We start from the raw sequence: 22,511 nt of genomic DNA on the forward strand, positions 1-22,511 counted from the left end.
TTCGGGTGCGTTTATGAAGAGAGTGTTGATTTTTGGCGGCGCTGCGTCAATCCGCCCGCGATCACGTTCGCGGGGGATGGGTCCTTCAGGGCACAGGCCACGCGCCGGGCTGTGGCTTCAGTGCCACAGACCTGGGTCCAGCCGGTCCCCGAACCGGGCGGCGCCGGCCTTGCTGAAATGGTCGCCATCGGCCCAGAAGAAGGCGCCGCAATCCTGCAGGTCCACCGGGAAGGCGAGGTCCAGCATGTCGATCATCGACACATAGCGAAGGCCTTCGCCCTCTGTGCGGCCCTCCAGATAGGTGTCAAGCGCGCGATACTCGGCCTCGAGGTTCGGGCGGAGCCCGACAGGGGCCCTGCAGCCGTGGCGCAGGACCAGCTCCAGCGGGACATGCGGCGCAAGCCTCGGACCCAGCCAATAGACCTCGGCATGCTCCGAAACGGCGTCCAGATAGGCTAGGACCGCATCGGAAGCCCCCGGGATCGGCTGCAGATCCGGCACAGCCTTGTCCAGCGCAAGATCGTTCAGGATGCTGCGCGACCCGTTGCCCTCGCCGTCCGGGCTGAACAGATAAAACCCCGCCTGCTCGTAAAGCACGCGCTTCACCAGGCCGGGATGATCGCGGATGACATCAAGGAAAGCATCGAACTCGCAGTCGGTCTGCGGGCGATACAGCCGGCACCCGCCCTCCGTCAGCCCGACCATGAAGGCGGGACGGTCGGCGCGGGTGGCGATGGCCGCGATCAGGTCCATGGCATGACTGTCGCCCAGCATCACCAGCCCGGGTCCGAACCTTGCATGGCATTCCATCATCCGGGCCAGAAGGCCGGGATCGACGGTGTCGGTCATGAAGAAGCAGGCGCCGTCATCGAAGGGCGCCGGCCGGTCCTGGGCCGCCTCGAGCCGGGCCAGGTCCGGCGCAAGCCCCGGATGCGTCCAGCGCCACAGCGCCGACGAATGCGATTGCCCCAGCAGCCCGATCAGCAGCACGACGGCGATTCCCGTCCCCGCCGCGCCGAACACCGCCCGCCGGCGCAGCAGCACCGCCCCCCGGCGCACCGGCTGTTCCACATAGCGCCAGCTCAGCACCGCAAGGATCAGCGTCAGCCCGGTCAGCCCGATCATCAGTGCGGGCGGCGGTTCGGTCAGATAGGCCAGCCGCGCTCCGGAAAACAGCGGCTGATGCCACAGATAGGCGCTGTAGCTGACCAGGCCGAGCCCGACCAGCGGCCGCCACGACAGCAGCGCCGCAACCGCCGTTCCCGCCCGCGCCGCGTGCAGCACCAGCAGCGTTCCGATCACCGGTGGCAGCGCCGCCAGCCCTGGAAAGGGTGTGTGTTCATCATAGACCAGCACCGGCCCCAGGATCAGCGCCAGCCCCAACCCGGCCAGCAATGACCCTCCACGCGCTGTGGCCAGCCGATCGCCGGGCCACAGCGCCAGCAACGCCCCCGCCAACAGCTCCCAGGCCCGCGCCTCGGGCAGGAAGAAGGCCTTCTCGGGGTTGCCGGGCAGCGCCCGTATCGCCACCGCCAGGCTCGCCGCCGCAAGCAGCGCCAGCACCGGCCACAGCATCCGCGGCCACCAGCGCCACAGCGCGGCGACCAGCGGCGGGAAGATCAGGTAGAACTGCTCCTCGACCGCAAGGCTCCAGGTGTGGATCAGCGGCTGCATCTCTGTCTCGGCGGCGAAATAGCCCGCAGCCTGGTAGAAATGCAGGTTGGCGGCGAAGATCGCCACCGATCCGAGGCTGGAGAAAAAGCCGGTCAGCTGCGAAGGCGTCATCAACACCCAGGCCAGCGGCACCGTCGCCGCCAGCATCACGAACAGCGCCGGCAGGATCCGACGCGCCCGCCGTTCGTAGAAGCGCATCAGCGAGAACTCCCCCGCCGCAAGCTCGCGCGCCAGAATGCCGGCGATCAGATAGCCGGAGATGACAAAGAACACGTCCACCCCGACATAGCCGCCGCCAAAGGCGTCAAAGCCGGCATGAAACAGGATGACAGGCAGAACCGCGATTGCGCGCAGGCCGTCAATCTCGCGGCGGTAAAGTCCAGACATCAAGCTTCCTGCGACAGGCCCGCGGCCCGAACCCGGCCGACAATAGAGCAAAGGCGTGGATCATGATCCACGCCTTTGCCATCTTGTCCCTGAAAGCAGCGGCTTCTTGCCGCTGCATCTCCAGACTTAGCGCTTCGAGAACTGGAAGCTGCGGCGGGCCTTCGCCTTGCCGTATTTCTTGCGTTCCACCACGCGGCTGTCGCGGGTCAGGAAGCCGGCGGCCTTCAGCGCGGCGCGCAGGCTCGGTTCATACAGCTGCAGAGCTTTGGACACGCCATGCTTGACCGCACCGGCCTGGCCCGAAAGCCCGCCACCGGCAACCGTCGCCATCACGTCGAACTGGTTTTCCACGCCGGCAACCGTGAACGGCTGGCGCAGGATCATCTGCAGCACGGGACGGGCGAAATAGACCGCCATTTCCTTGCCGTTGACGATGACCTTGCCGGAACCCGGCTTGATCCAGACGCGGGCGACCGCGTTCTTGCGCTTGCCGGTCGCATAGGCGCGGCCAAGCGAGTCGCGCTGCGGCAGGCGGGGGGCGAGTTCGACAACGGGGGCTGCGGCGGCGGAGGTGCCGGCGACAACGTCCTTCAGATCGTCGAGTGTCTTGATTTCATCGGACATCTTCAGGCGCTCCGGGTGTTCTTCGGGTTCAGCGTCTTGACATCCAGCACGGCGGGCTGCTGCGCCTCGTGCGGATGGGCGGCACCGGCATAGACGCGCAGGTTCGACATCTGTTCGCGGCCAAGGCGGTTGCGCGAGATCATGCGCTCCACAGCCTTGATGACCACACGCTCAGGGTGCGCGCCGTCCAGCACTTGCGCCGCCGTGCGGAACTTGATCCCGCCCGGGTGGCCGGTGTGCCAGTAGTAACGTTTGTCGGCGCGCTTGTTGCCGGTCATCTGCACCTTGTCGGCGTTGATGATGATCACGTTGTCGCCCATATCCATGTGCGGCGTGAAGGTCGGCTTGTGCTTGCCACGAAGGTGCATGGCGACGATCGTGGCGAGGCGGCCCAGAACAACGCCTTCGGCGTCGATCAGGATCCACTTCTTCTCGATGTCCGCCGGGGTCGCGGTAAAGGTTTTCATCGGGTCTTGCCCCTTTGGCTGACGGATAGATGGGAGCCGGTTGCTATCGTAGCTTGTGGCGCCCGCATTCGGATGGGGGCTTATCAGACATGCGACGGCGCAGGTCAAGTGCGTCGCATTGGAATTAACTGCAAGAAATCAGTGCCTTATGAAATAGGTATTAATTTACCCCAACAAATCGCCGCGCCGGAGGGATCGCATAGGTCATCGACGCCCGCGCGACCGGCTCTGCCAGCCCGTCCGAGAACACCAGCGCATCCGCCACCGCCAGGCTGCGCCCCAGCTTCAGGATCCGCACCTCGGCCAGCAGATCGCAGCCAGCCGCCGGCTTGCGCATGAAATCGACGCTCGCATTCGTCGTCACCGCCAGCGCCACCGGCCCGATCCGCGCGAGGATCGCCAGGTAGATCCCCACATCCGCCAGCGCAAAGATGCTCGGCCCCGACACGGTGCCCCCCGGCCGCAAATGCCGCTCGCCCACCTTCAGCCGCACCACCAGCCGCTCCGGCGCCACTTCCTCCAGCGCGAAATCGCCCGCCACCTGCGGGAACTCCGCTGCCAGGAATGCCTCCAGCGCCGCCCGGTCCATCGACTGCATCTTTCCCCCCACACGTTCCCCGCCTAGAGTTTCGCCAAACCGGAGGGAATGACAATGACAGAAGACCTCGTGCTGCGAGAGGATATCGGCCCGGTGGCGCGGCTGACCCTCAACGCCCCCGCCAGCCTCAATGCCCTGTCCGATGCGATGCTGGCGGCGCTGAAGGCGCGGCTGACGGAACTGGCCGCCGATCCCAGGGTCCGCGTCGTGCTGCTCGCCGGCACCGGCCGCGCCTTCTGCGCCGGGCATGACCTCAAGGAGATGCAGGCCGGCCGCGCCGCCCCCGACAAGGGCGCCGCCTATTTCGCGGATCTCTTCGCCCGCTGCGCCGAGGTGATGCAGATGATCCCCGCCCTGCCCCAGCCGGTGATCGCCGAGGTCCATGGCATCGCCACCGCCGCCGGCTGCCAGCTCGTCGCCAGCTGCGACATGGCGGTCGCGGCCGAGGGGACGCGCTTTGGCGTCAACGGCGTCAATATCGGCCTGTTCTGCTCCACCCCGATGGTCGCGCTCACTCGCAACGTGCCGCGCAAGCAGGCTTTCGAGATGCTGACCACCGGCGCTTTCATCGGCGCCGAGGAGGCGCAGCGTATCGGCCTGATCAACCGCGTCGCCGCCCCCGCCGATCTGCCCGAAGCGGCGCTGACCCTTGCCCAGACCGTCGCCGGCAAGCTCGGCGCCGCCGTCCGTATCGGCAAACGCGCCTTCTACGACCAGATCGCCCTGCCGCTGGACGATGCCTATGACCTCGCCGGCGCGGTGATGGTCGAGAACATGCTCTGGCGTGATACCGAGGAGGGGATCACGGCCTTCCTGGACAAACGCCCGCCGAACTGGGCCTGACCCTGCCCGCTTTGCCTTTTCCAAATATCCCACGGGGGTCCGGGGGTGTGAAACCCCCGGCGTCGCACCGCTGGCCAGCGCCGGGGCGCTGCCCCGGACCCCGGGATATTTCCGCCAGCAAGAAACGGGCAGACTTTTCTTTGGCACCCGCCCCCGCTATGCGTTCGCCATGACACAAGAGCTTCACATCGTCGGCGGCGGCATGGCCGGATCCGAGGCGGCCTGGCAGGCCGCCGAAATGGGCGTGCCCGTGGTCGTCCATGAGATGCGCCCCCATGTCGGCACCTTCGCGCACCAGACCGGCAACCTTGCCGAGATGGTCTGCTCCAACTCCTTCCGCTCGGATGATGACGAGCGTAACGCCGTGGGCCTGCTGCATTGGGAAATGCGCGCGGCGAATGGGCTTTTGATGGCGATGGCCGAGGCGCATCGCCTGCCCGCCGGCGGCGCGCTGGCCGTGGACCGCGAGGCCTTCGCCGCCGCCGTGACGGCCAGGCTGCGGGCGCATCCGCTGGTGCGCGTGGAGCCGGGCGAGATCACCGCCCTGCCCGAAGATGGCCATTGGATCATCGCCACCGGCCCCCTCACCTCCGGCACTCTGGCCGAGGCGATCCGTGCCGAGACCGGGGCCGAGAGCCTCGCCTTCTTCGACGCCATCGCCCCCATCGTCTATGCCGAAAGCGTGGACATGTCGGTTGCCTGGATGCAGTCGCGCTATGACAAGGGCGAGACGGTCGAGGAACAGACCGCCTACATGAACTGCCCGATGACCAAGGCACAGTACGAGGCCTTCATCGACGCGCTGCTGGCCGCCGAGAAGACCGAGTTCCGCGAAGGCGAAACAGCCGGCTATTTCGACGGTTGCCTGCCGATCGAGGTGATGGCCGAACGCGGGCGCGAGACGCTGCGCTTTGGCCCGATGAAGCCGGTGGGTCTCACCAACGCCCATGACCCGCAGGTCAAGCCCTATGCCGTGGTGCAGCTGCGCCGCGATAACAAGCTGGGCACGCTCTACAATATCGTCGGCTTCCAGACCAAGATGAAGTACGGCGCGCAAACCACTGTTTTCAAGATGATTCCCGGGCTGCAGGACGCCAGCTTTGCCCGGCTCGGCGGCATCCATCGCAACACCTTCCTCAACTCGCCGACCCTGCTCGACGACCGGATGCGCCTGCGCTCACGCCCGCATATCCGCTTTGCCGGGCAGGTGACGGGGGTGGAGGGCTATGTGGAATCCGCCGCAATGGGTCTGCTCGCGGGCCGGATGGCCGCCGCCGAGATCCTGGGGCGCGACCTGCCGCCGCCGCCTGCCGATACCGCGACCGGTGCGCTGATCACCCATATCACCGGCGGCGCGGAGGCGAAGACATTCCAGCCGATGAACGTCAACTTCGGGCTGTTCCCGCCGATCGACGCCAAGGGCGGGCGCCGGGGGCGCAAGGACCGCTACAAGGCCTATACCGACCGCGCGAAAGAGGCTTTTTCCCAATGGCTTGCGGACCAAAGCTGAGGCGGACCCGCTTCGCGCCCTCGCCCACCGGCCTGCTGCATCTCGGCCATGCCTATGCCGCGCTGACCGCCGCTGCCCGCGCCGATCCCGGTGAGTTTCTGCTGCGGATCGAGGATATCGACGCCGCCCGCTGCCGCCCGGAGTTCGAGGCGGCCATCTATGAGGATCTGGCTTGGCTCGGCCTCGACTGGCAGCGCCCGGTGCTGCGGCAATCGGAGCGGCGAGAGGCGTATGATACGGCGCTCAACCACTTGATTTCCTTGGGGCTATGCTACCCCTGCCGCTGCAGCCGCGGCGACATCCGCGCCGCCCTTTCCGCGCCGCAAGAAGGCGTGCCGCTGACAGGCCCGGACGGGCTGATCTATCCGGGCACCTGCCGCGAACGGGCCATGAGCGACGCCGGCCCCGCGGATGCGATCCGGCTGGACATGGCAGAGGCGCTGAGATTCCTTGACGGTGTCCCGCTTTGGTTCACCGAGACTGGCCCGGTCCATCCCCGAGTTCAGGCGTTGAATAACGATCAGCTTATAACCCATGTCGGAGACGTGATTTTGTCGAGACCCTCCATCGGCACCTCCTACCACCTTGCGGTGGTGGTGGATGATGCGGCACAGGGGATCACCGAAGTCACGCGGGGCGAAGATCTGTTTGAGGCCACGCGGATACATGTCGTTCTTCAGAGATTACTTGAACTTCCAGTGCCAACCTACCGCCACCACACACTTATCCGCGATGATGCCGGGAAGCGGCTTGCAAAACGCGACGACGCCCGCGCCATCCGTCGCTACCGCGACGAGGGCGATACGCCAGCCGACGTTCGCATCAAGATCGGCTTGTAACAGGCTGTAAAATCACGCAATCGGCTCCAAGATCACCACCTCGCCGCCGTCTCTCGCAGCGGTGTAGAAACAACTCCGCCGGTTGGTGTGGCAGGCGGGCCCGGTCTGGTCCACCAGCAGCAGCAGGCAGTCTCGGTCGCAGTCGATCCGCAACTCGATCAGCCGCTGCACATGCCCCGAACTCTCACCCTTCGCCCAAAACGCCTTCCGTGAGCGTGACCAATAGGTTACGCGGCCATCTTCAAGTGTCTCCCGAAGAGACTCTGCACTCATCCAGGCCATCATCAGCACCTCGCCCGTCGCATGATCCTGCGCAATCGCCGGGATCAGGCCGTGGGCATCATAGCGCAGCGTCGAAGGGTCGAAAGACATGGGGCACCTTTGCAAGCCGTGTGGTCCCGACTATCTATAGCCCTGCCCCAGATACGGAAACCCCGGATGAGCGATACCGACCTGATCCGCCTCTATTCGCAGCGCATTCTGGCGCTGGCGGCAGATATTCCGCATCTGGGCCGGCTGCCGGCGCCGCAGGGGACCGCGCGGCGGCGCTCGCCGCTCTGCGGGTCGACGGTGACGGCGGATGTGGTGCTGCAGGACGGAATAGTCGTGGAATTCCGGCAGGATGTGAAGGCCTGCGCGCTTGGGCAGGCGGCGGCAGCGGTCGCAGGCGCGGCGATGATCGGCCGGACGCGTGCCGAAATCGAAGCTGCGCGCGATGCGCTCGCCGCGATGCTGAAAGACGCTGGTCCGGTCCCCGCCGCGCCATTCGATGGCTTCGAGGTGCTGCTCCCCGCCCGCGACTATCGCAACCGTCACGCCTCGATCCTGCTCGCGCTCGAGGCGGCGGCCGATGCGGCGGCGGCGGCCGAGGCCAGCAGTTAACCTTGCCGAAACCTGCGCCGGACTAGCCTTCCGACAGGCAGCGCACAGGCAGAACCCCGGATGATTCCCTTCCCTCCCCCCGAAGTCGAGGCGCAGCCGGGCCTTGTCCGCCAAGGCTGCGAGGGCTCGACCCGGCGGTTGCATCAGGCGGAACTGCTGGGGCGCGATATCGTCGATGTCGCGGGGTTCCTTGACAAGGTCGAGGAGGAGGCGGCGCAACAGATCGCGCAACTGGACGCGGTGCGCCGCGGCGCCGATGCCGTGAGCCATGCCAATACCGAGGCGCTGGCCGCCGCCAGGGCGCTGGAGCGCGGGGCCGAGGAGACGATGGCGGCGGTGGAGGCCTCGGTGGCGCGGGTGCGCGGTGCGGGCCGGCGTGCGCAGGAAATCGCCTCCTGGGTGCAGGAATTCGACCGAAGGATGACCGAGGTCGAGGCGGCGCTGACCGGCATCCAGGCCGCCAATGGCGAGATTGCGGGGATCGCAGGGCAGGTCAACATCCTGGCGATCAACGCGAAAATCGAGGCGGCGCGGGCCGGAGAGGCCGGGCGCGGCTTTGCGGTGGTGGCCGAGGCGATCAACGAGCTGTCACGCAAGACTGCTGCCACGGCGGGCGCGATTTCGGAAAACGTGCGCGGGCTGTCGGGGCGGATCGGCGGGCTCAAGGCCGATGCCGGCAAGATCTCGGCCGAGGCGGGTGCGGTGCGCAGCGAGGCGGCCGAAAGCGACCGCGCGATGGAGCATATCTCGGACGGGTTGAAGGAAACACGCAGCGGCGCCGCGGCGATTGCCGGGCGCAGCGCCGAGGTTGCCGGCGCGGTTGCCGCCTTTGCGCCCGCCGTTGCCCGGATCGGCGCGGGCGTGGAGGGCACTTCTGGCGCGATCAGCGAGACCCGGCAGCGGATTTCGGGGCTGATCGATGCCAGCGAGACCATCGTGCAGGAGGCGGTCGGCCTTGGCGCGGATTCGGTCGATGGCCGGCTGATCGCCGAGGTGCAGGCCGCTGCGGCAGCGATCAGCCGCGCCTTCGAAATGGGCGTGGAGCGCGGCGAGATCAGCGGGGCGGCGCTTTTCGACCGGGAGTACCGCGCAGTGGTGGGCAGCGATCCGCCGCAGTATCTGACGCGCTTCACCGAATTCACCGACAAGGTGCTCCCGGCGATCCAGGAGCCGGCGCTGGCCTTCGATCCGCGCGTGGTGTTCTGCGCGGCCGTCGATCGGGGCGGCTATCTGCCCACGCATAACCGAAAATTCTCGCAACCCCAGGGCCACGATCCGCTCTGGAACGCCGCCCATGCCCGCAACCGGCGGATCTTTGACGACCGGGTGGCGCTGAAGGCCGGCAATTCGACCGCGCCCTTCCTGCTGCAGGTCTACCGGCGCGACATGGGCGGCGGCGCCTTCGTGACGATGAAGGACCTGTCGGCGCCGATCCGGGTGAAGGGCCGGCATTGGGGCGGCTTGCGGCTGGCCTATGGGTTTGACGTGTGAGGGAGGTAGGGGCATGAAAAAAAACCGCCGCCACCCTGGGGGATGGCGGCGGCAAGTGGCGCAGATTCCGGTCACCGGCTGGCCGGGGTGCGGACCCGGCAGGACAGGGGTTGATGCGGACGGGCGGGGTTGGCCCGCCGCATCGCCGGGTGGAAAAGGCGCGAGGCAGTTCGAGAGAGGCGCGCGGCAGGGGCCACGGTCGGTATCAGTGTGCGGCGGGTTTCTCGCCGCCGCAAAATTCTTGGCACCGGCAAGCCGGTGGACGGATTGGACCAAGCGCCCTGCCTGAGGGGCGGGGGACGACCGGCATTTGTCGCTCTGAAGGCTCCGGACGGGGACAAGACGCCGGCCGGCGGTCAGCCGTCGACAGGCGATCGCGTCAGACGAGCCCGGGAAGGTGCAGGCCGACCACCAGCATCACCATCAGCGCAACGGCGCCAGCGGCATCCTCGATCAGCGTTTCGCGCGAGCGAAGGAGGACGGATCTGATCTCTGCGAACATCGGCTGGCTCCTGTCGGGTGTTTATGTTGCTGCTTTGTTCTCATTTTTCGGGGCGCCTGTAAAGAACTTTTTAAGAACTTTGACAGAACATCCGGGAACACGCGAGAGGAGAGATCGAGGTGATGCGCCCAACCATCGGAACCGGCAGCGGAATCTGCCGTGCCAGCCCCCGCTCCACAAGAGCGCGGAGTCGTCCCGGCCTTGGGAGGCGCCTTCGCCTCGCCAGTCTGCGTCGGTAGCGCCCGTGTTCAGGTGTGGCGGACACCCCCTGCGGGACGCGCCCGGCGGCGATGCGGCCGCATCGCGCTCTACCCCCCCGCCAGCCCGGACCCTTGTCGTGCTTGGCCGCGCCCATGGGCTTGCAGGCGGCTGGCGCGCAGACATGGTCTGTGCATCCGCCAGCTTTGCCCGTTGGTGCTCGCGGAGATGACGACCCATGGCGCGACTCGAAGGGTGATGTTCATCTGCCCCGATCTCCGAGGCGCGGCAGGAAGGCTCGCGCGTGGAATTGGGCAGGGCCATGGCGGCGCCAGTTGGGTGGGCAGGCCGGTCAGGCTGCAGGTCGGCGGCCCTGCACGTGGCGCGGTCCCCCCCGTGCTTCGCGGCGCAGTCGATCGCCCTTACCCGACCGAGATCAACCGGATCGCGCGGTCCTGTTCCATCAGCCACAGCAGCACCCGCGCTGCCTGGCCGCGCGGGCCGGTCAGGGCGGGGTCCACCGCCAGCAGAGCGCGGGCGTCGCTTTGCGCCACCGCCAGCAGCGCGGCCTGGCGCTCGAGATCGGCGATGCGGAACCGAGGCAGCCCCGACTGCGCGGTGCCGATCATGTCGCCGGCGCCGCGGATCGCCAGATCTTCCTCAGCGATGCGGAAACCGTCCTCGGTTTCGCGCAGCAACTGCAACCGGCGTTCGGCAGTGCCGCCAAGCGGCGGTTGGTAGAGCAAAAGGCAGGTGGACTCCGCCGCCCCCCGCCCGACCCGGCCCCGCAGCTGGTGCAACTGCGCGAGGCCGAAGATCTCGGCGCGCTCGATCACCATGATCGAGGCATTGGGTACGTTCACCCCCACCTCGATCACCGTGGTGGCGACCAGAACCTTGCTGCGACCGGCGGCGAAGGCGGCCATTGCGGCGTCCTTCTCGGCGGGCGGCATCTGGCCGTGGACAAGGCCCACGACGCCTTCGCCAAGCGCGGCGCGCAACATCCCGAAGCGCTCGGTCGCGGCGGTCAGGTCCAGCACCTCGCTTTCCTCGACCAGCGGGCAGACCCAATAGGCCTGGCGCCCCTCGGCCACGGCGCGGTGCAGATGGTCCACCACCTCGTCGATGCGTCCGGTGGAGACGAGCGCGGTGCGCACCGGCTGGCGGCCCGCGGGCTTTTCGTCCAGCAGGCTGACATCCATGTCGCCATATTGCGCCAGCGCCAGGCTGCGCGGGATCGGCGTCGCCGTCATCACCAGCACATCGGCGGCCTGGCCCTTGGCGCCAAGCTCCATCCGCTGCGCCACGCCGAAGCGGTGCTGTTCATCGACCACCGCCAGCCGGAGGTCGTAAAAATTCACATCCTTCTGAAAAATCGCATGGGTTCCGACGAGCACATCGATCTTCCCCTCCGCCAGCGCGGCCAGTTTCGCGGCGCGGTCGGCGCCCTTGTCGCGCCCGGTGAGCAGCGCGATGCGGACCCCGGCGGCTTCGGCCATGGGCCTCAGGCTCTCCAGATGCTGGCGCGCCAGGATCTCGGTCGGGGCCATCATCGCGCCCTGCCCGCCCGCCTCGACCGCGACCAGCAGCGCAAGGAAGGCGACCAGCGTCTTGCCGGCGCCGACATCGCCCTGCAGCAGGCGGTTCATCCGCCGGTCACTGGCCATGTCGGCGGCGATCTCGGACAGGGTGCGGGTCTGCGCGCCGGTCGGGGAATAGGGGAGCGATTCCAAAACCTTGCGCTGCAAGACCCCTGTGCCGCGGCTCGCGCGCCCCTTGCCGCGGCGCAGGGTAGCGCGGGCCAAAGCGAGGGTCAGCTGATGCGCGAAGAGCTCGTCATAGGCCAGGCGGGCGCGGGCCGGGGCGGTCGCGGCCATATCCGCGCCCGAGGCCGGGGCATGGGCGGCGTGCAGGGCGCCCGCCCAGTCCGGCCAGCCCTCGCGCGCCTTCAGGGCGGGGTCGATCCATTCGGCAAGGTCCGGCGCCCGTTCCAGCGCCGCCGCCGCCGCCCGGGCCACCGGCTTCTGGCCGAGGCCGGCGGTCAGCGGATAGACCGGCTCCCAGGCGGGCAGGCTTGCGCCCTCCTCGGGGCGCAGGATGTGATCGGGGTGGACGATCTGCGCGACATTGTCGAAGATTTCGAGTTTTCCGGAAACTATGCGCCTTTGCCCGGTCGGCAGCTGGGTTTGCAGCCAGTCGCCCTTGGCGCGGAAAAACACCAGCTGGAACTCGGTCACCGCATCGCGGACCATCACCCGATAGGGGCCGCCCTTGCGCAAGGGGGGGAAATGCGCGCCCACCGTCACCTCGACCGTCGCCACCGCGGGGGGCAGATAGTCGCGGATCGAGGCGCGGGGGCGCCGGTCGACGCCCGAATGCGGCAGGGTGAACAGCAGGTCGCGCGGTTTTTCCACGCCGAGCCCGGCCATGAGCTTGGCGGTCTTCGGGCCGACCCCCTCCAGCGTTTCCAGCTCTGCGAACAGCGGGAACAGCACCGGCGGGCGGCCTTTCACGGGCGCGTCGTTCACCTCATCCCCCGATCAGCGCCAGCCAGGCATCCTCATTGATGACCTCGACGCCCAGATCGGCGGCCTTGCTGGCCTTGGACCCTGCGCCCGGACCGGCGACCAGAATGTCGGTCTTCGCCGAAACCGAGCCCGCGACCTTGGCGCCGAGCGCCTCGGCCCGGGCCTTGGCCTCGGCGCGGGTCATCCGCTCCAGCGTGCCGGTGAAGACGACGATCTTGCCGGCGACGGGGCTGCCCGTCGCGACGCGGCGGATGACAGGCTGCACGTCGAGATGCGCGGCGAGTGCGTCGATGGCGGCGCGTTCGGCGGGCTGGTGGAAGCTGGTCACGACCGAGGCGGCGAGCACCGGGCCGACGCCGTCGATGGCGATCAGGTCCTGCCATTCCGGGTTGCCCTTGGGCTTTGCACCCTCCCCGGCGGCGGGATCGGCCGCGGTCATCGCCGCCTCGAAGGCGGCCCAGGTGCCGTAATGGGCGGCGAGGAGGCTGGCGCCGGTCTCGCCGACATGGCGGATGCCGAGGGCGAAGATCAGGCGGTTCAGCGGGATCTGGCGCTTTTCGTCAATGGCGCGGAAGAGGTTTGTGGCGGAACGCTCGCCCCAACCCTCGCGGTTTTTCAGCTTTTGCAGGGGGCTCGCAGCATCCCGTTCGGCAAGGGTGAAGATGTCGGCTGGGGCGCGGATCGGCAGGAGGGTGTCGTGGAAGAAGGCCTCGATCTGCTTGGCGCCGAGGCCTTCGATGTCAAAGGCGGCGCGGCTGACGAAATGTTTCAGCTTTTCCACCGCCTGCGCCGGGCAGGCCATGCCGCCAGAGCAGCGGCGCACCGAATCGCCCTCGTCGCGCAGCGCTTCAGAGCCGCATTCGGGACAGATTGTCGGGAAGCTATAGGGCTGCGCATCCTCGGGGCGGCGGGAGAGGTCGATATCGGCGATCTTCGGGATCACGTCGCCGGCGCGGTAGATCTGCACCCAGTCGCCGATGCGGATGTCGCGCCCCTCGCGGATCGGCTGGCCGGCGGAGTCGCGGCCGGCGATGTAATCCTCATTGTGCAGGGTCGCGTTCGACACGACGACGCCGCCGACGGTGACCGGGGTCAGCCGCGCGACCGGGCTCAGCGCGCCGGTGCGGCCGACCTGGATGTCGATCGCCTCGAGCCGGGTCCAGGCAAGCTCGGCGGCGAATTTATGGGCGATGGCCCAACGCGGGGTGGTGGAGCGGAAGCTGAGGCGGGCCTGCAGGGCGAGGTTGTCGACCTTGTAGACGACGCCGTCGATGTCATAGCCGAGGGTGGCGCGCTCGGCCTCGATGCTGCGATACTGGGCGATCAGCGCGGCGGGGCCGTCGCAGAGCACGGTCAACGGGTTGGTGCTGAAGCCGAGTTCTGTCAGGCGCCGGATGGCGCCGAGCTGGGTGGCGGCCAAGGGTTCGGACAGCGCGCCCCAGGAATAGGCGAAGAAGCGCAGCGGCCGGGCGGCGGTGATGGCGGCATCGAGCTGGCGCAGGCTTCCGGCGGCGGCGTTGCGCGGGTTGGCGAAGGGCTTGGCGCCGGCCTCCAGTTGCCGGGCGTTCAGCGCGGCGAAATCGGCGTGGGACATGTAGACCTCGCCGCGGACCTCGAGGATTTCGGGCGCGCCGGTCAGGGTTTGCGGAATGTCGGCAATGGTGGCGGCGTTGGCGGTGACATTCTCGCCCATCTCACCATCGCCTCGGGTGGCGGCTTGCACCAGCTTGCCACCCTCATAGCGGAGGGACAGCGAAAGGCCGTCGATCTTGGGCTCGGCGGTGAAGGGCAGCGGTGCATCGGGCGCGAGGTTCAGGTAGCGGCGGATGCGGGTGTCGAAGTCCGTCACCTCGTCTTCGGAAAAGGCGTTCTCCAGGCTGAGCATCCGGATCTCGTGCCGGACCTTGGCGAAGCCTTCTGCGAGCGGCGCGCCCACCTCTTGCGTGGGGCTGCCGGCGGCGAGGGCGGGAAAGCGGGCTTCGATCTCGGCCAGGCGGCGCTTCAGCGCGTCGTAGTCTGCATCGGTGATCTCCGGCGCGTCCTCGGTATGGTAGGAGCGATTGGCGCGGGTCACGGCCTCGGCCAGCCGTTGCCATTCGGCTGCCGCCTGCTCGGGCGCCATCTTGCTGACCGCCAGTTCCGCCAGATCCGCCATGCCGCCGCCTCCGCTGTCGTGCTGCGGCCGGGAGCCGCCCCAGAGTGATAGGGCGGCGCGCACGGAAATTCCAGCGGTCGGCTGCGGGTCAGGCGCCGATGGCGATGCGGCGCTCCTGCTCGGCCGGGTTCGGGTCGCGCAGCACATAGCCGCGGCCCCAGACGGTTTCGATATAGGTGTCGCCCCCCGTCGCCTCGGACAGTTTCTTGCGCAACTTGCAGATGAAGACGTCGATGATCTTCAGCTCGGGTTCGTCCATGCCGCCATAGAGGTGGTTGAGGAACATCTCCTTGGTCAGCGTGGTGCCCTTGCGCAAGGACAGCAGCTCCAGCATCTGGTATTCCTTGCCGGTCAGGTGCACGGCCTTGCCTTCGGTCTCCACCGTCTTGGCGTCGAGGTTGACGGCGATCTTGCCGGTGCGGATCACCGATTGCGAATGGCCCTTGGAGCGGCGGATGATCGCGTGGATGCGGGCGACCAGTTCCTCGCGGTGGAAGGGCTTGGTCATGTAATCATCGGCGCCGAAGCCGAAGCCCTTGATCTTGTTCTCGGTATCGTCGGCGCCGGTCAGGATCAGGATCGGGGTGTTGACGCGCGCGAGCCGCAGCTGGCGCAGCACGTCGAGCCCGTTCATGTCGGGCAGGTTGAGGTCCAGCAAGATCAGGTCGTAATCGTAGAGCTTGGCCAGATCGATCCCTTCCTCGCCCAGATCGGTGCAATAGACATTGAGGTTGGCATGGGTCAGCATCAATTCGATGCTGCGCGACGTGGTGGGGTCATCCTCGACCAGCAGGATTCGCATCTGGGGTCACTCCGCTTTATCCCTCGAACTTCGCCACAGTCGGGGCAAATGGTTAATCAGGGGTTACTCTCGCAGAGTGCAGGCCGCCTTCAACTTAAAGTTGTCTATACCGCTGCAAGGTCGTCACTTTCAGCGCGGCCTCGCCATGTTGATTTACGGCGGCCCGCCAGAGATCGAATTCCTCTTCCGATAGCCCGTAGCGCTCCAGCGCGTCCTTGAGCGAGATCAACCCATAGGCGACTGCCTTGACCACCTTCGCCTTGCGGCTGGCGACCCATCGGCGGGTCTCGGGCGGAGGCAGGTCGGCGCGGGTCATCACCGTGCCATCTGGCAGCGTCACGGCGCGGGGGCCCTGGATTTTCTTCAGATACATACGGCTGTCCCTCGCGGATCGCAGGCTGATATCGCAGGCTGATCCGGGGCAAGCTGCCCGGACGGGCTTAAGGAGCGGTGAAACGCGGGGTTGTGAGTGTGTCGCATTTTCCTATATTCCAGCGATCTTCCGCGCCCATCCCCTGCCCCGCCCGCACGATCGGGCCGCCACAAGGCCGCCGCCATGCCGCTCGACACACCCCATCCGCTCAATTCGCTCGGCTTTGCCAAGCCGCCCGCCGAGACGCGGGTGGTGGTGGCGATGTCGGGCGGGGTCGACAGTTCCGTCGTGGCGGCGATGCTGAAGGAAGAGGGCTATGACGTCGTCGGCGTCACGCTGCAGCTGTACGATCACGGCGCGGCGCTGGCCAAGAAGGGCGCCTGCTGCGCGGGCCGCGATATCCATGATGCGCGGCGCGTCGCGGAAACCATGGGCTTTGCGCATTACGTGCTGGATTACGAGAACACCTTCCGCGAGGCGGTGATCGAGGAATTCGCCGACGCCTATCTGGCGGGCGCGACGCCGGTGCCCTGCATCCGCTGCAACGAGCGGGTGAAGTTCAAGGATCTGCTGGCGACGGCCAAGGACCTCGACGCCGATTGCATGGCGACGGGGCATTACATCCAGCGCCATGTCGGCGCGGCGGGGCCGGAGCTGCATTCGGCCGCCGATCCGAACCGCGACCAGAGCTATTTCCTGTTCTCGACCACGCCCGAGCAGCTGGCCTATCTGCGCTTTCCGCTTGGCCATCTTCACAGCAAGGCGGAAACCCGGGCGCTGGCGGCGAAATACGGGCTTTCGGTGGCGGACAAGCCCGACAGTCAGGACATCTGCTTCGTCCCCGATGGCAACTATGCCGCGGTGATCGAGAAGCTGCGGCCGGGGGCTGCGGAGCCCGGCGACATCGTCGATCTGGAGGGCCGGGTGATCGGCGCGCATCGCGGCGTGATCCATTACACCATCGGCCAGCGCCGCGGGCTTGGCATCGGCGGACAGGGCGATCCGCTGTTCGTGGTGCGGCTGGACCCGGACAGCCGCCGGGTGATCGTCGGCCCGCGCGAGGCGCTGTCCACGCGGACGGTGCCGCTGCGCGAGATCAACTGGCTGGGGGATGAGCCGTTCGACAGCCGCCCCGAATGGCATGTCGCGGTCAAGGTCCGCTCCACCCGCCCGCCGCGGCCGGCGGTGATCCGGCCGATTTCGGCGACGGAAGCCGAGGTGGAGCTGCTGGACCCCGAAACCGGGATCAGCCCGGGGCAGGCCTGCGTGTTCTATGACACCGAGAGCACCCGCATTCTGGGCGGTGGATGGATCTGGCGGGGGCGCTGAGGGGGCTTGCCCTGACAGAGGGCAGCGCCCGTCCGCCGGGTGGGCGAGCAACAGCAGTTCTAGGCGCTTTATGGTGCGGCATCTCCCCACCGCAGGTCTACGCACATGCGTTGCGGAGCGCCCACCCGAGGGGGCGGACGGGCGCTGCCCGGCGGCGCCAAGGCGCCTTGATTCCGGGCAAGGGGGGCACAGCCCTCGGACGTTCGCGTCAACCAGAGCGGATATTTCCCACCAACCCCCGCCCCGCCCCCACGCCCCCCGTTGACGCCGCCCGCGGCCCCCTGTAGCCCCCGGCACATGGCACGCATCCCCCTCCTCCAGCTTTCCGGCATCTCGCTCACCTTCGGCGGCGATCCGATTTTCGACGGGCTCGACCTCGTCGTGCAACCCTCTGACCGCGTCGCGCTGGTCGGGCGCAACGGGTCCGGCAAATCCACCCTGATGAAGGTGATGGCCGGGCTGATCGAGCCCGATGCCGGGCTGCGCGTGGTGCCTCCGGGCATCACCACGGGATACATGGAGCAGGAGCCGATCCTGACCGGCTATGCCACGCTTGGCGATTTCGCCGCCGAGGGGCTGGACGCGGGCGAGGACTGGCGGGTGGAGGCGGCGGCCGAGGGGTTGAAGTTCCGCCCCGAGGCCGAGGCGTCGAAGGCCAGTGGCGGCGAGCGGCGGCGGGCGGCACTGGCGCGCCTGCTGGCCCACGCGCCGGAACTGATGCTGCTGGACGAGCCGACCAACCACCTCGACATCGAGGCCATCGCCTGGCTGGAGAAATACCTGAGCGAGACCCGCGCCGGTTTCGTGCTGATCAGCCACGACCGCGCCTTCTTGCGCGCGCTGACCAAGGCCACGCTGTGGATCGACCGCGGCCAGGTCCGCCGGCAGGAGCGCGGTTTCTCGGGCTTCGAGGATTGGCGCGAGGAGGTCTGGGCGGCGGAAGATGACGCGCGCCACAAGCTCGACCGCAAGATCAAGGCCGAGGCGCGGTGGGCGGTCGAAGGCATCTCTGCCCGGCGCAAGCGCAACCAGGGCCGGCTGCGCGCCCTGCAGGACATGAAGGCCGACCGCGCCAGCCAGATCCGCCGTCAGGGCACGGCGGCGATGGCGCTGGACTCGGGCAGCACCTCGGGCAAGATGGTGATCGAGGCCAAGGGCATCGCCAAGCGCTACGACGACAAGGTGATCCTGACCGGGTTCGACCTGCGCGTGCAGCGCGGCGACCGGGTGGCCTTTGTCGGGCCGAACGGCGTCGGCAAGACCACGCTGCTGAAGATGCTGACCGGCGAGGAGGCGCCCGATGCCGGCACCGTCAAACTGGGCACCAACCTCGACATCGCCGTCTTCGATCAGGCGCGCGCCACGCTCGATCTGTCGATGACGCTGTGGGACGGGCTGGTTAACGACCCCGAGATGCGGGTGTCGGGCCGGGCCGATCAGGTGATGGTGCGCGGCCAGCCCAAGCATGTGATCGCCTATCTCAAGGACTTCCTGTTCGACGAATCGCAGGCGCGGGCCCCGATCGGCTCGCTGTCGGGCGGTGAGCGGGCGCGGCTGCTCTTGGCGCGGATCATGGCGCGGCCGTCGAACCTGCTGATCCTCGACGAGCCGACCAACGATCTGGATGTGGAAACGCTGGACCTGCTGCAGGACATCCTGGGCGAATATGACGGCACCGTGCTGCTGGTCAGCCACGACCGCGACTTCATCGACCGGGTGGCGAATACCACCATTGCGATGGAAGGCGACGGGCGCGCCACCGTCTATGCTGGCGGCTGGAGCGACTATCAGAGCCAGCGGGCCGAGCGGCAGGTCAGCGATGCGGCCGAGGCGGCGCAGGCTGCGGCGCCGGCAGCCCGGCCTGCCGTGAAGTCGGACAAGCCGGTGGGCAAGGCCTCGGCGGCGCTGTCCTTCACCGAGAAGCACCGGCTGGAGTCGCTCCCCGGCGTGATCGCCAAGCTGGAAGCCGAGATCGCCAAGCTGACCGAGTTCCTGGCGGACCCGGCCCTCTTTGCCAGCTCGCCCGCCAAGTTCAACAAGGCCAGTGAGGCCCTGGTCGAACGCCAGCAGCAGCTTGCGGCGGCCGAGGAAGAGTGGATGGGGCTGGAAGAGCGCGCGGGCTGACAGGCCCGCTCCCGCCCCCTCAGTTCGGCAATGTGACGATCAACGCCCCGCGATCCGTCGCCACCACCGTATGCTCATATTGTACCACCGGCGCGGCGGGCTCGCTGTAGAGCGTCCATCCGTCAGCGCGGGTGCCCGTGCCCTCGGTCGCCCAGATCCCGCCCTTCGACAGGAACGGCTCCACCGTCAGCACGAGGCCCCGGTGGATGCGGCGCTTGTCGCGCGTGGGCCAGGTCGGCACCTCCTCGGGGTCCTCATGCAGCGCCCGGCCGACCCCGTGGCTGGCAAGGTTGCGGATCAGGGTGTAGCCCTTGGCCTGCGCAAACCGGCCCACGGCATTGCCGATCCCCGCCAGCGGCTTGCCATGCCCGACCTGCGCGATGCCGATCTGCATCGCCCGCTTGCCATCGCGGCAAAGGCGGTCCAGCGAGGGGCGCACCGGCGCGATGCGGAAACTGGCACCGGTATCGGCGAAATAGCCGGCCTTGCTGGCCGAGACGTCGATATTGACCAGATCGCCCGCCTTCAGGACCCGCCCGCCGGGAATGCCGTGCGCGATCTCTTCATTGACGCTGATGCAGGTCGCGCCCGGGAAGTCATAGGTCGCCTCGGGCGCCGGGATGGCCCCCTCCCGCTCCAGCAGCGCGCGGCCGATGGCATCGAGCTCGCGCGTGGTCATCCCCGGCTCCATCGCCTTTGCCATCGCGTGCATTGTGCGCGCGACGATGCCGCCGATGGTTTTCAGCCCGTCCAGCTCGTCCTGATGGGTGATGGTCATGGAGCGCCCTTCCGGGGTGCGGCAGGGGCGCCCCCTACTCTTCGAGTTCCGCGTCCCAGTAGAGGAAATCGATCCAGCTGTCATGCAGGTAGTTCGGCGGGAAGCGGCGGCCGGTGTTGCGCATCTCCTCGGCCGAGGGCTGGCGCGGCGGCTTGCGCAGCTGCATCCCGGCCTGGCGCAGCAGCTTGTTGGCCTTCTTCAGGTTGCAAGGCGAGCACGCCGCCACGACATTCTCCCAGCTGGTGATGCCACCGCGCGAGCGGGGCAGCACATGGTCGAAGGTCAGATCGCCGCGGCTGCCGCAGTACTGGCAACAGAACTCGTCCCGCAGAAAAAGATTGAAGCGCGTGAAGGCCACGCGCTTCTGGGGTTTGACGTAATCCTTGAGCACCACCACCGAGGGTATCCGGAACTCGGCGCGCTGACTGCGCACCACCTCGTCATATTGCGCGAGGATCTCGACCCGGTCGAGGAACACCGCCTTTATCGCCTCCTGCCAGGGCCAGAGCGACAGCGGATAATAAGAGAGCGGCCGGTAATCGGCGTTGAGCACCAGCGCGGGGTAATGCTTCAGCGACGCCGGTTCGCGCACGAAACTGGTCCTGAAGTCTGCGTCTTCGCTGTGGTCAAGCATCGTGACTCCGTCCTTGCCCTCACTGCCCGGTCCGGCACCAGAGCGGGAACCCGCCCCGGAACGATTCGACTATATCTGGCGTGTTCCGCCTGACAAGCCCCGTGATCTGGAATGGTGCCGTCGCAGCATCGGGTATCCCAGGAACGTGACAAGGGAATGACGCGGGCCCCGCCCGGGCGGCGGAGGATCGCCATGCCGCCTTGCGGCATAAAAAAACGGCGCTCCCACGGGGGCGCCGCTGTCTCACACTTGCTTGCGCCAAGGGCGCTGATGGCAGCCTCAGCGGCTGCGGCGGGTCGCCACGACGCGAACGGGCTGCATCTTGCGGCGCGGCATCTGGAGGAAGGCGACAAGGACGACGCCTTGAACGGCCAGAGCGAGGGCGGCGATCAGTGCATAGTCCATCTTTGGTTCCTCCAGTATCTGTTGATCCCAATGTAACCCCTCTGCAACGGGGTTCAAGGGCGATCAGGCGCCAAGTCGGTCCTTCAGGAAAGAAAGCGCCACCGAAAGGCCATCGGGCGCAATTCCATGTCCGGTGCCCTTCATCACATGGCCGTAAACCTCGAATCCCGCCACCACCAGCGCGTCGCCCGCCAGTTCCATGTCGCGGAACGGCACCATCTCATCGGCATCGCCATGCAGCAGCAGCACCGGGGGTTTCGAGACCGCCTCCGCCGCCAGCAGTTCGGGCTTCAGCAGCCGGCCGGAAAAGCCCACCAGCGCCGCAATCGGCTCTGCCCGCCGCGGCGCCACCTGCAGCGCCATCATCGTGCCCTGCGAAAAGCCGACGAGCGCCAGTTGTGAAGGCAGCAGCCCTTCGGCGGCCAGTTGAGCATCGAGGAAGGCGTTCAGATCCACTGCCGCGCGCGCCAGCCCTTCGGTCGCCGCCGCCTCGCTGGACCCGTCCAGCCAGGGGATCGGGAACCACTGCCGGCCAAAGGGATTGCCGGCACAGGGTTCGGGCGCGTCGGGGGCCACAAAAACCGTGCCCGGCAGATGCGGGGCCAGCGGATCGGCGAGGCCCAGAAGGTCGGCCCCGTCGGCGCCATAGCCATGCAGGAACACCACCATGGACCGGGCATTGCCCGATTTCGCGGCCTTGCGGCCAAATTGCAGTTCGCGCGTCATCGGATCCCCTCTCGGCTTCTGGCCATCCGGTAGTAAGCCCACAGCGCCCGCGCCGCAACCGCCCGGCAGGGGGACCAGGCTTCGGCCATGGTGCGGAGCTGGCGGGCGGAGGGCCGTACGGGCAGACCGAACAGCAGCCGCGCCGCCTCCTGCAGCGCAAGGTCTCCCGGCGCGAAGACATCGGCGCGGCCCAGGCTGAACATCGCATAGATCTCGGCCGTCCAGGGCCCGATGCCGGGCAGCGCCACCAGCCGCGCGATCACCTCGGCATCCGGGGCGGCGCGCAGGGCGGCATAGTCGAGATCGGCAGCCGCAATCCCGCGCAAATAGCGGATCTTCTGGCGCGACAGGCCCGCGGCCCGCAAGGTTTCGTCGCTGGCAAGCGCCAGCGCCGCCGGATCGGTCAGCCCCGCCGCCAGCATCCGCCCGTGGATCGCCGCGGCCGAGGCGACCGAGACCTGCTGGCTGACCACCGCATCCACCAGCGCGCCGAACCCGTCCGGCCTGCGGCGCAACGGCAGGGGCTCGGCCAGCGCCGGCGCGAAGCGCGGCTCGATCCGCAGCAGGTGCGCGGCCCCTTCTGCGAGGTGGGCCGGGGTGTCGATGAGGCGGTGGGTCATGGTGTGGGTCATCTTGGCACCC

The 22,511-nt window shown here is 67.9% G+C and carries 22 protein-coding genes; 7 read left to right on the top strand and 15 right to left on the bottom strand.

Translation table 11 applies throughout. The features are described from left to right. Positions 1 to 117: 117 nt before the first annotated feature. The 4 genes from GVY41_RS04635 to GVY41_RS04650 all read right to left on the bottom strand — a co-directional run bounded on the left by GVY41_RS04635 (position 118) and on the right by GVY41_RS04650 (position 3,741). Positions 118 to 2,061 (bottom strand): acyltransferase family protein, encoded by a 1,944-nt coding sequence (locus GVY41_RS04635; RefSeq protein ID WP_161343251.1) that lies wholly within the window; start codon positions 2,059 to 2,061, stop codon positions 118 to 120. Positions 2,062 to 2,187: 126 nt separating this feature from the next. Beyond that, entirely contained in the window at positions 2,188 to 2,685 is a 498-nt protein-coding gene (gene rpsI / locus GVY41_RS04640) for a 30S ribosomal protein S9 (RefSeq protein WP_161343249.1), read from the bottom strand. Positions 2,686 to 2,687: 2 nt separating this feature from the next. Then, positions 2,688 to 3,152 carry a 50S ribosomal protein L13 gene (gene rplM, locus GVY41_RS04645; protein WP_066812744.1) on the bottom strand — a complete coding sequence of 155 codons (465 nt, stop codon included), beginning with the start codon at positions 3,150 to 3,152 and terminating at the stop codon, positions 2,688 to 2,690. Between the two features lie 160 nt (positions 3,153 to 3,312). Continuing rightward, positions 3,313 to 3,741 carry a PaaI family thioesterase gene (locus tag GVY41_RS04650; protein WP_373283257.1) on the bottom strand — a complete coding sequence of 143 codons (429 nt, stop codon included), beginning with the start codon at positions 3,739 to 3,741 and terminating at the stop codon, positions 3,313 to 3,315. 63 nt (positions 3,742 to 3,804) lie between these two features. Here GVY41_RS04650 and GVY41_RS04655 point away from each other — a divergent pair, with 63 nt between their 5' ends. The 3 genes from GVY41_RS04655 to gluQRS all read left to right on the top strand — a co-directional run bounded on the left by GVY41_RS04655 (position 3,805) and on the right by gluQRS (position 6,942). Next, positions 3,805 to 4,593: an enoyl-CoA hydratase gene (locus GVY41_RS04655; protein WP_161343245.1), complete on the top strand. Its 789-nt coding sequence runs from the start codon at positions 3,805 to 3,807 to the stop codon at positions 4,591 to 4,593. A gap of 169 nt (positions 4,594 to 4,762) precedes the next feature. Further along, a complete protein-coding gene (trmFO, locus tag GVY41_RS04660; protein WP_161343243.1) occupies positions 4,763 to 6,103 on the top strand; it encodes a methylenetetrahydrofolate--tRNA-(uracil(54)-C(5))-methyltransferase (FADH(2)-oxidizing) TrmFO in 1,341 nt (446 codons plus the stop codon). After that, positions 6,082 to 6,942, top strand: coding sequence for a tRNA glutamyl-Q(34) synthetase GluQRS (gluQRS, locus tag GVY41_RS04665; RefSeq protein ID WP_161343241.1), 861 nt, complete (start codon positions 6,082 to 6,084; stop codon positions 6,940 to 6,942). Before trmFO ends, gluQRS begins: the two co-directional genes overlap by 22 nt. A 12-nt stretch (positions 6,943 to 6,954) precedes the next feature. Here the strand turns inward: gluQRS and hisI are convergent, their stop codons facing one another. Continuing rightward, positions 6,955 to 7,314: a phosphoribosyl-AMP cyclohydrolase gene (gene hisI / locus GVY41_RS04670; protein WP_161343239.1), complete on the bottom strand. Its 360-nt coding sequence runs from the start codon at positions 7,312 to 7,314 to the stop codon at positions 6,955 to 6,957. Between the two features lie 66 nt (positions 7,315 to 7,380). Here hisI and GVY41_RS04675 point away from each other — a divergent pair, with 66 nt between their 5' ends. Continuing rightward, complete coding sequence (locus GVY41_RS04675) at positions 7,381 to 7,824, top strand: iron-sulfur cluster assembly scaffold protein (protein ID WP_161343237.1); 444 nt, start codon at positions 7,381 to 7,383, stop codon at positions 7,822 to 7,824. Positions 7,825 to 7,884: 60 nt separating this feature from the next. Beyond that, positions 7,885 to 9,315 carry a methyl-accepting chemotaxis protein gene (locus GVY41_RS04680; protein WP_161343235.1) on the top strand — a complete coding sequence of 477 codons (1,431 nt, stop codon included), beginning with the start codon at positions 7,885 to 7,887 and terminating at the stop codon, positions 9,313 to 9,315. 379 nt (positions 9,316 to 9,694) lie between these two features. On the opposite strand, the gene GVY41_RS20495 is transcribed toward GVY41_RS04680, so the two are convergent. The 5 genes from GVY41_RS20495 to sciP form a co-directional block, all read right to left on the bottom strand. Further along, the gene (locus GVY41_RS20495) at positions 9,695 to 9,817 is read right to left on the bottom strand and encodes a hypothetical protein (RefSeq protein ID WP_268234494.1); all 123 of its coding nucleotides are present in this window, start codon (positions 9,815 to 9,817) and stop codon (positions 9,695 to 9,697) included. A 620-nt stretch (positions 9,818 to 10,437) separates the two neighbouring features. Further along, positions 10,438 to 12,528, bottom strand: coding sequence for an ATP-dependent DNA helicase RecG (gene recG, locus GVY41_RS04685; RefSeq protein WP_161343233.1), 2,091 nt, complete (start codon positions 12,526 to 12,528; stop codon positions 10,438 to 10,440). A gap of 16 nt (positions 12,529 to 12,544) precedes the next feature. Beyond that, positions 12,545 to 14,698 (bottom strand): NAD-dependent DNA ligase LigA, encoded by a 2,154-nt coding sequence (gene ligA, locus GVY41_RS04690; RefSeq protein ID WP_161343231.1) that lies wholly within the window; start codon positions 14,696 to 14,698, stop codon positions 12,545 to 12,547. Between the two features lie 88 nt (positions 14,699 to 14,786). Continuing rightward, on the bottom strand, positions 14,787 to 15,500 hold the full coding sequence (gene ctrA, locus GVY41_RS04695; RefSeq protein WP_161343229.1) for a response regulator transcription factor CtrA: 714 nt from the start codon (positions 15,498 to 15,500) through the stop codon (positions 14,787 to 14,789). 94 nt (positions 15,501 to 15,594) lie between these two features. Further along, on the bottom strand, positions 15,595 to 15,873 hold the full coding sequence (gene sciP / locus GVY41_RS04700; protein WP_161343227.1) for a CtrA inhibitor SciP: 279 nt from the start codon (positions 15,871 to 15,873) through the stop codon (positions 15,595 to 15,597). A gap of 183 nt (positions 15,874 to 16,056) precedes the next feature. Here sciP and mnmA point away from each other — a divergent pair, with 183 nt between their 5' ends. Both mnmA and GVY41_RS04710 read left to right on the top strand, forming a co-directional pair. Then, positions 16,057 to 17,202, top strand: coding sequence for a tRNA 2-thiouridine(34) synthase MnmA (gene mnmA, locus GVY41_RS04705; protein WP_161343225.1), 1,146 nt, complete (start codon positions 16,057 to 16,059; stop codon positions 17,200 to 17,202). Positions 17,203 to 17,499: 297 nt separating this feature from the next. Then, positions 17,500 to 19,326 carry an ABC-F family ATP-binding cassette domain-containing protein gene (locus GVY41_RS04710; protein WP_161343223.1) on the top strand — a complete coding sequence of 609 codons (1,827 nt, stop codon included), beginning with the start codon at positions 17,500 to 17,502 and terminating at the stop codon, positions 19,324 to 19,326. Between the two features lie 19 nt (positions 19,327 to 19,345). Here GVY41_RS04710 and map read toward each other — a convergent pair whose 3' ends face one another. The 5 genes from map to GVY41_RS04730 all read right to left on the bottom strand — a co-directional run bounded on the left by map (position 19,346) and on the right by GVY41_RS04730 (position 22,489). Then, positions 19,346 to 20,104 carry a type I methionyl aminopeptidase gene (gene map / locus GVY41_RS04715; protein WP_161343221.1) on the bottom strand — a complete coding sequence of 253 codons (759 nt, stop codon included), beginning with the start codon at positions 20,102 to 20,104 and terminating at the stop codon, positions 19,346 to 19,348. 34 nt (positions 20,105 to 20,138) lie between these two features. Continuing rightward, on the bottom strand, positions 20,139 to 20,738 hold the full coding sequence (locus GVY41_RS04720; protein WP_161343219.1) for an HNH endonuclease: 600 nt from the start codon (positions 20,736 to 20,738) through the stop codon (positions 20,139 to 20,141). Positions 20,739 to 21,017: 279 nt separating this feature from the next. Further along, positions 21,018 to 21,143: a hypothetical protein gene (locus GVY41_RS20500; protein ID WP_268234495.1), complete on the bottom strand. Its 126-nt coding sequence runs from the start codon at positions 21,141 to 21,143 to the stop codon at positions 21,018 to 21,020. A gap of 63 nt (positions 21,144 to 21,206) precedes the next feature. Continuing rightward, entirely contained in the window at positions 21,207 to 21,869 is a 663-nt protein-coding gene (locus tag GVY41_RS04725) for an alpha/beta hydrolase (RefSeq protein ID WP_161343217.1), read from the bottom strand. After that, a complete protein-coding gene (locus tag GVY41_RS04730) occupies positions 21,866 to 22,489 on the bottom strand; it encodes a DNA-3-methyladenine glycosylase family protein (protein ID WP_161343997.1) in 624 nt (207 codons plus the stop codon). The genes GVY41_RS04725 and GVY41_RS04730 overlap by 4 nt, the downstream gene beginning before the upstream one ends. Between the last annotated feature and the right edge of the window lie 22 nt (positions 22,490 to 22,511).

Source organism: Frigidibacter albus, assembly GCF_009908165.1.
In the GTDB taxonomy this organism is placed as follows: Bacteria; Pseudomonadota; Alphaproteobacteria; order Rhodobacterales; family Rhodobacteraceae; genus Frigidibacter; species Frigidibacter albus.

What these genes read in the sequence shown, in the direction of transcription:
- GVY41_RS04635 (WP_161343251.1), bottom strand. Translation starts at nt 2,061, where the DNA reads ATGTCTGGACTTTACCGCCGCGAGATTGACGGCCTGCGCGCAATCGCG.
- rpsI (WP_161343249.1), bottom strand. Translation starts at nt 2,685, where the DNA reads ATGTCCGATGAAATCAAGACACTCGACGATCTGAAGGACGTTGTCGCC.
- rplM (WP_066812744.1), bottom strand. Translation starts at nt 3,152, where the DNA reads ATGAAAACCTTTACCGCGACCCCGGCGGACATCGAGAAGAAGTGGATC.
- GVY41_RS04650 (WP_373283257.1), bottom strand. Translation starts at nt 3,741, where the DNA reads ATGGACCGGGCGGCGCTGGAGGCATTCCTGGCAGCGGAGTTCCCGCAG.
- GVY41_RS04655 (WP_161343245.1), top strand. Translation starts at nt 3,805, where the DNA reads ATGACAGAAGACCTCGTGCTGCGAGAGGATATCGGCCCGGTGGCGCGG.
- trmFO (WP_161343243.1), top strand. Translation starts at nt 4,763, where the DNA reads ATGACACAAGAGCTTCACATCGTCGGCGGCGGCATGGCCGGATCCGAG.
- gluQRS (WP_161343241.1), top strand. Translation starts at nt 6,082, where the DNA reads ATGGCTTGCGGACCAAAGCTGAGGCGGACCCGCTTCGCGCCCTCGCCC.
- hisI (WP_161343239.1), bottom strand. Translation starts at nt 7,314, where the DNA reads ATGTCTTTCGACCCTTCGACGCTGCGCTATGATGCCCACGGCCTGATC.
- GVY41_RS04675 (WP_161343237.1), top strand. Translation starts at nt 7,381, where the DNA reads ATGAGCGATACCGACCTGATCCGCCTCTATTCGCAGCGCATTCTGGCG.
- GVY41_RS04680 (WP_161343235.1), top strand. Translation starts at nt 7,885, where the DNA reads ATGATTCCCTTCCCTCCCCCCGAAGTCGAGGCGCAGCCGGGCCTTGTC.
- GVY41_RS20495 (WP_268234494.1), bottom strand. Translation starts at nt 9,817, where the DNA reads ATGTTCGCAGAGATCAGATCCGTCCTCCTTCGCTCGCGCGAAACGCTG.
- ligA (WP_161343231.1), bottom strand. Translation starts at nt 14,698, where the DNA reads ATGGCGGATCTGGCGGAACTGGCGGTCAGCAAGATGGCGCCCGAGCAG.
- ctrA (WP_161343229.1), bottom strand. Translation starts at nt 15,500, where the DNA reads ATGCGAATCCTGCTGGTCGAGGATGACCCCACCACGTCGCGCAGCATC.
- sciP (WP_161343227.1), bottom strand. Translation starts at nt 15,873, where the DNA reads ATGTATCTGAAGAAAATCCAGGGCCCCCGCGCCGTGACGCTGCCAGAT.
- mnmA (WP_161343225.1), top strand. Translation starts at nt 16,057, where the DNA reads ATGCCGCTCGACACACCCCATCCGCTCAATTCGCTCGGCTTTGCCAAG.
- GVY41_RS04710 (WP_161343223.1), top strand. Translation starts at nt 17,500, where the DNA reads ATGGCACGCATCCCCCTCCTCCAGCTTTCCGGCATCTCGCTCACCTTC.
- map (WP_161343221.1), bottom strand. Translation starts at nt 20,104, where the DNA reads ATGACCATCACCCATCAGGACGAGCTGGACGGGCTGAAAACCATCGGC.
- GVY41_RS04720 (WP_161343219.1), bottom strand. Translation starts at nt 20,738, where the DNA reads ATGCTTGACCACAGCGAAGACGCAGACTTCAGGACCAGTTTCGTGCGC.
- GVY41_RS20500 (WP_268234495.1), bottom strand. Translation starts at nt 21,143, where the DNA reads ATGGACTATGCACTGATCGCCGCCCTCGCTCTGGCCGTTCAAGGCGTC.
- GVY41_RS04725 (WP_161343217.1), bottom strand. Translation starts at nt 21,869, where the DNA reads ATGACGCGCGAACTGCAATTTGGCCGCAAGGCCGCGAAATCGGGCAAT.
- GVY41_RS04730 (WP_161343997.1), bottom strand. Translation starts at nt 22,489, where the DNA reads ATGACCCACCGCCTCATCGACACCCCGGCCCACCTCGCAGAAGGGGCC.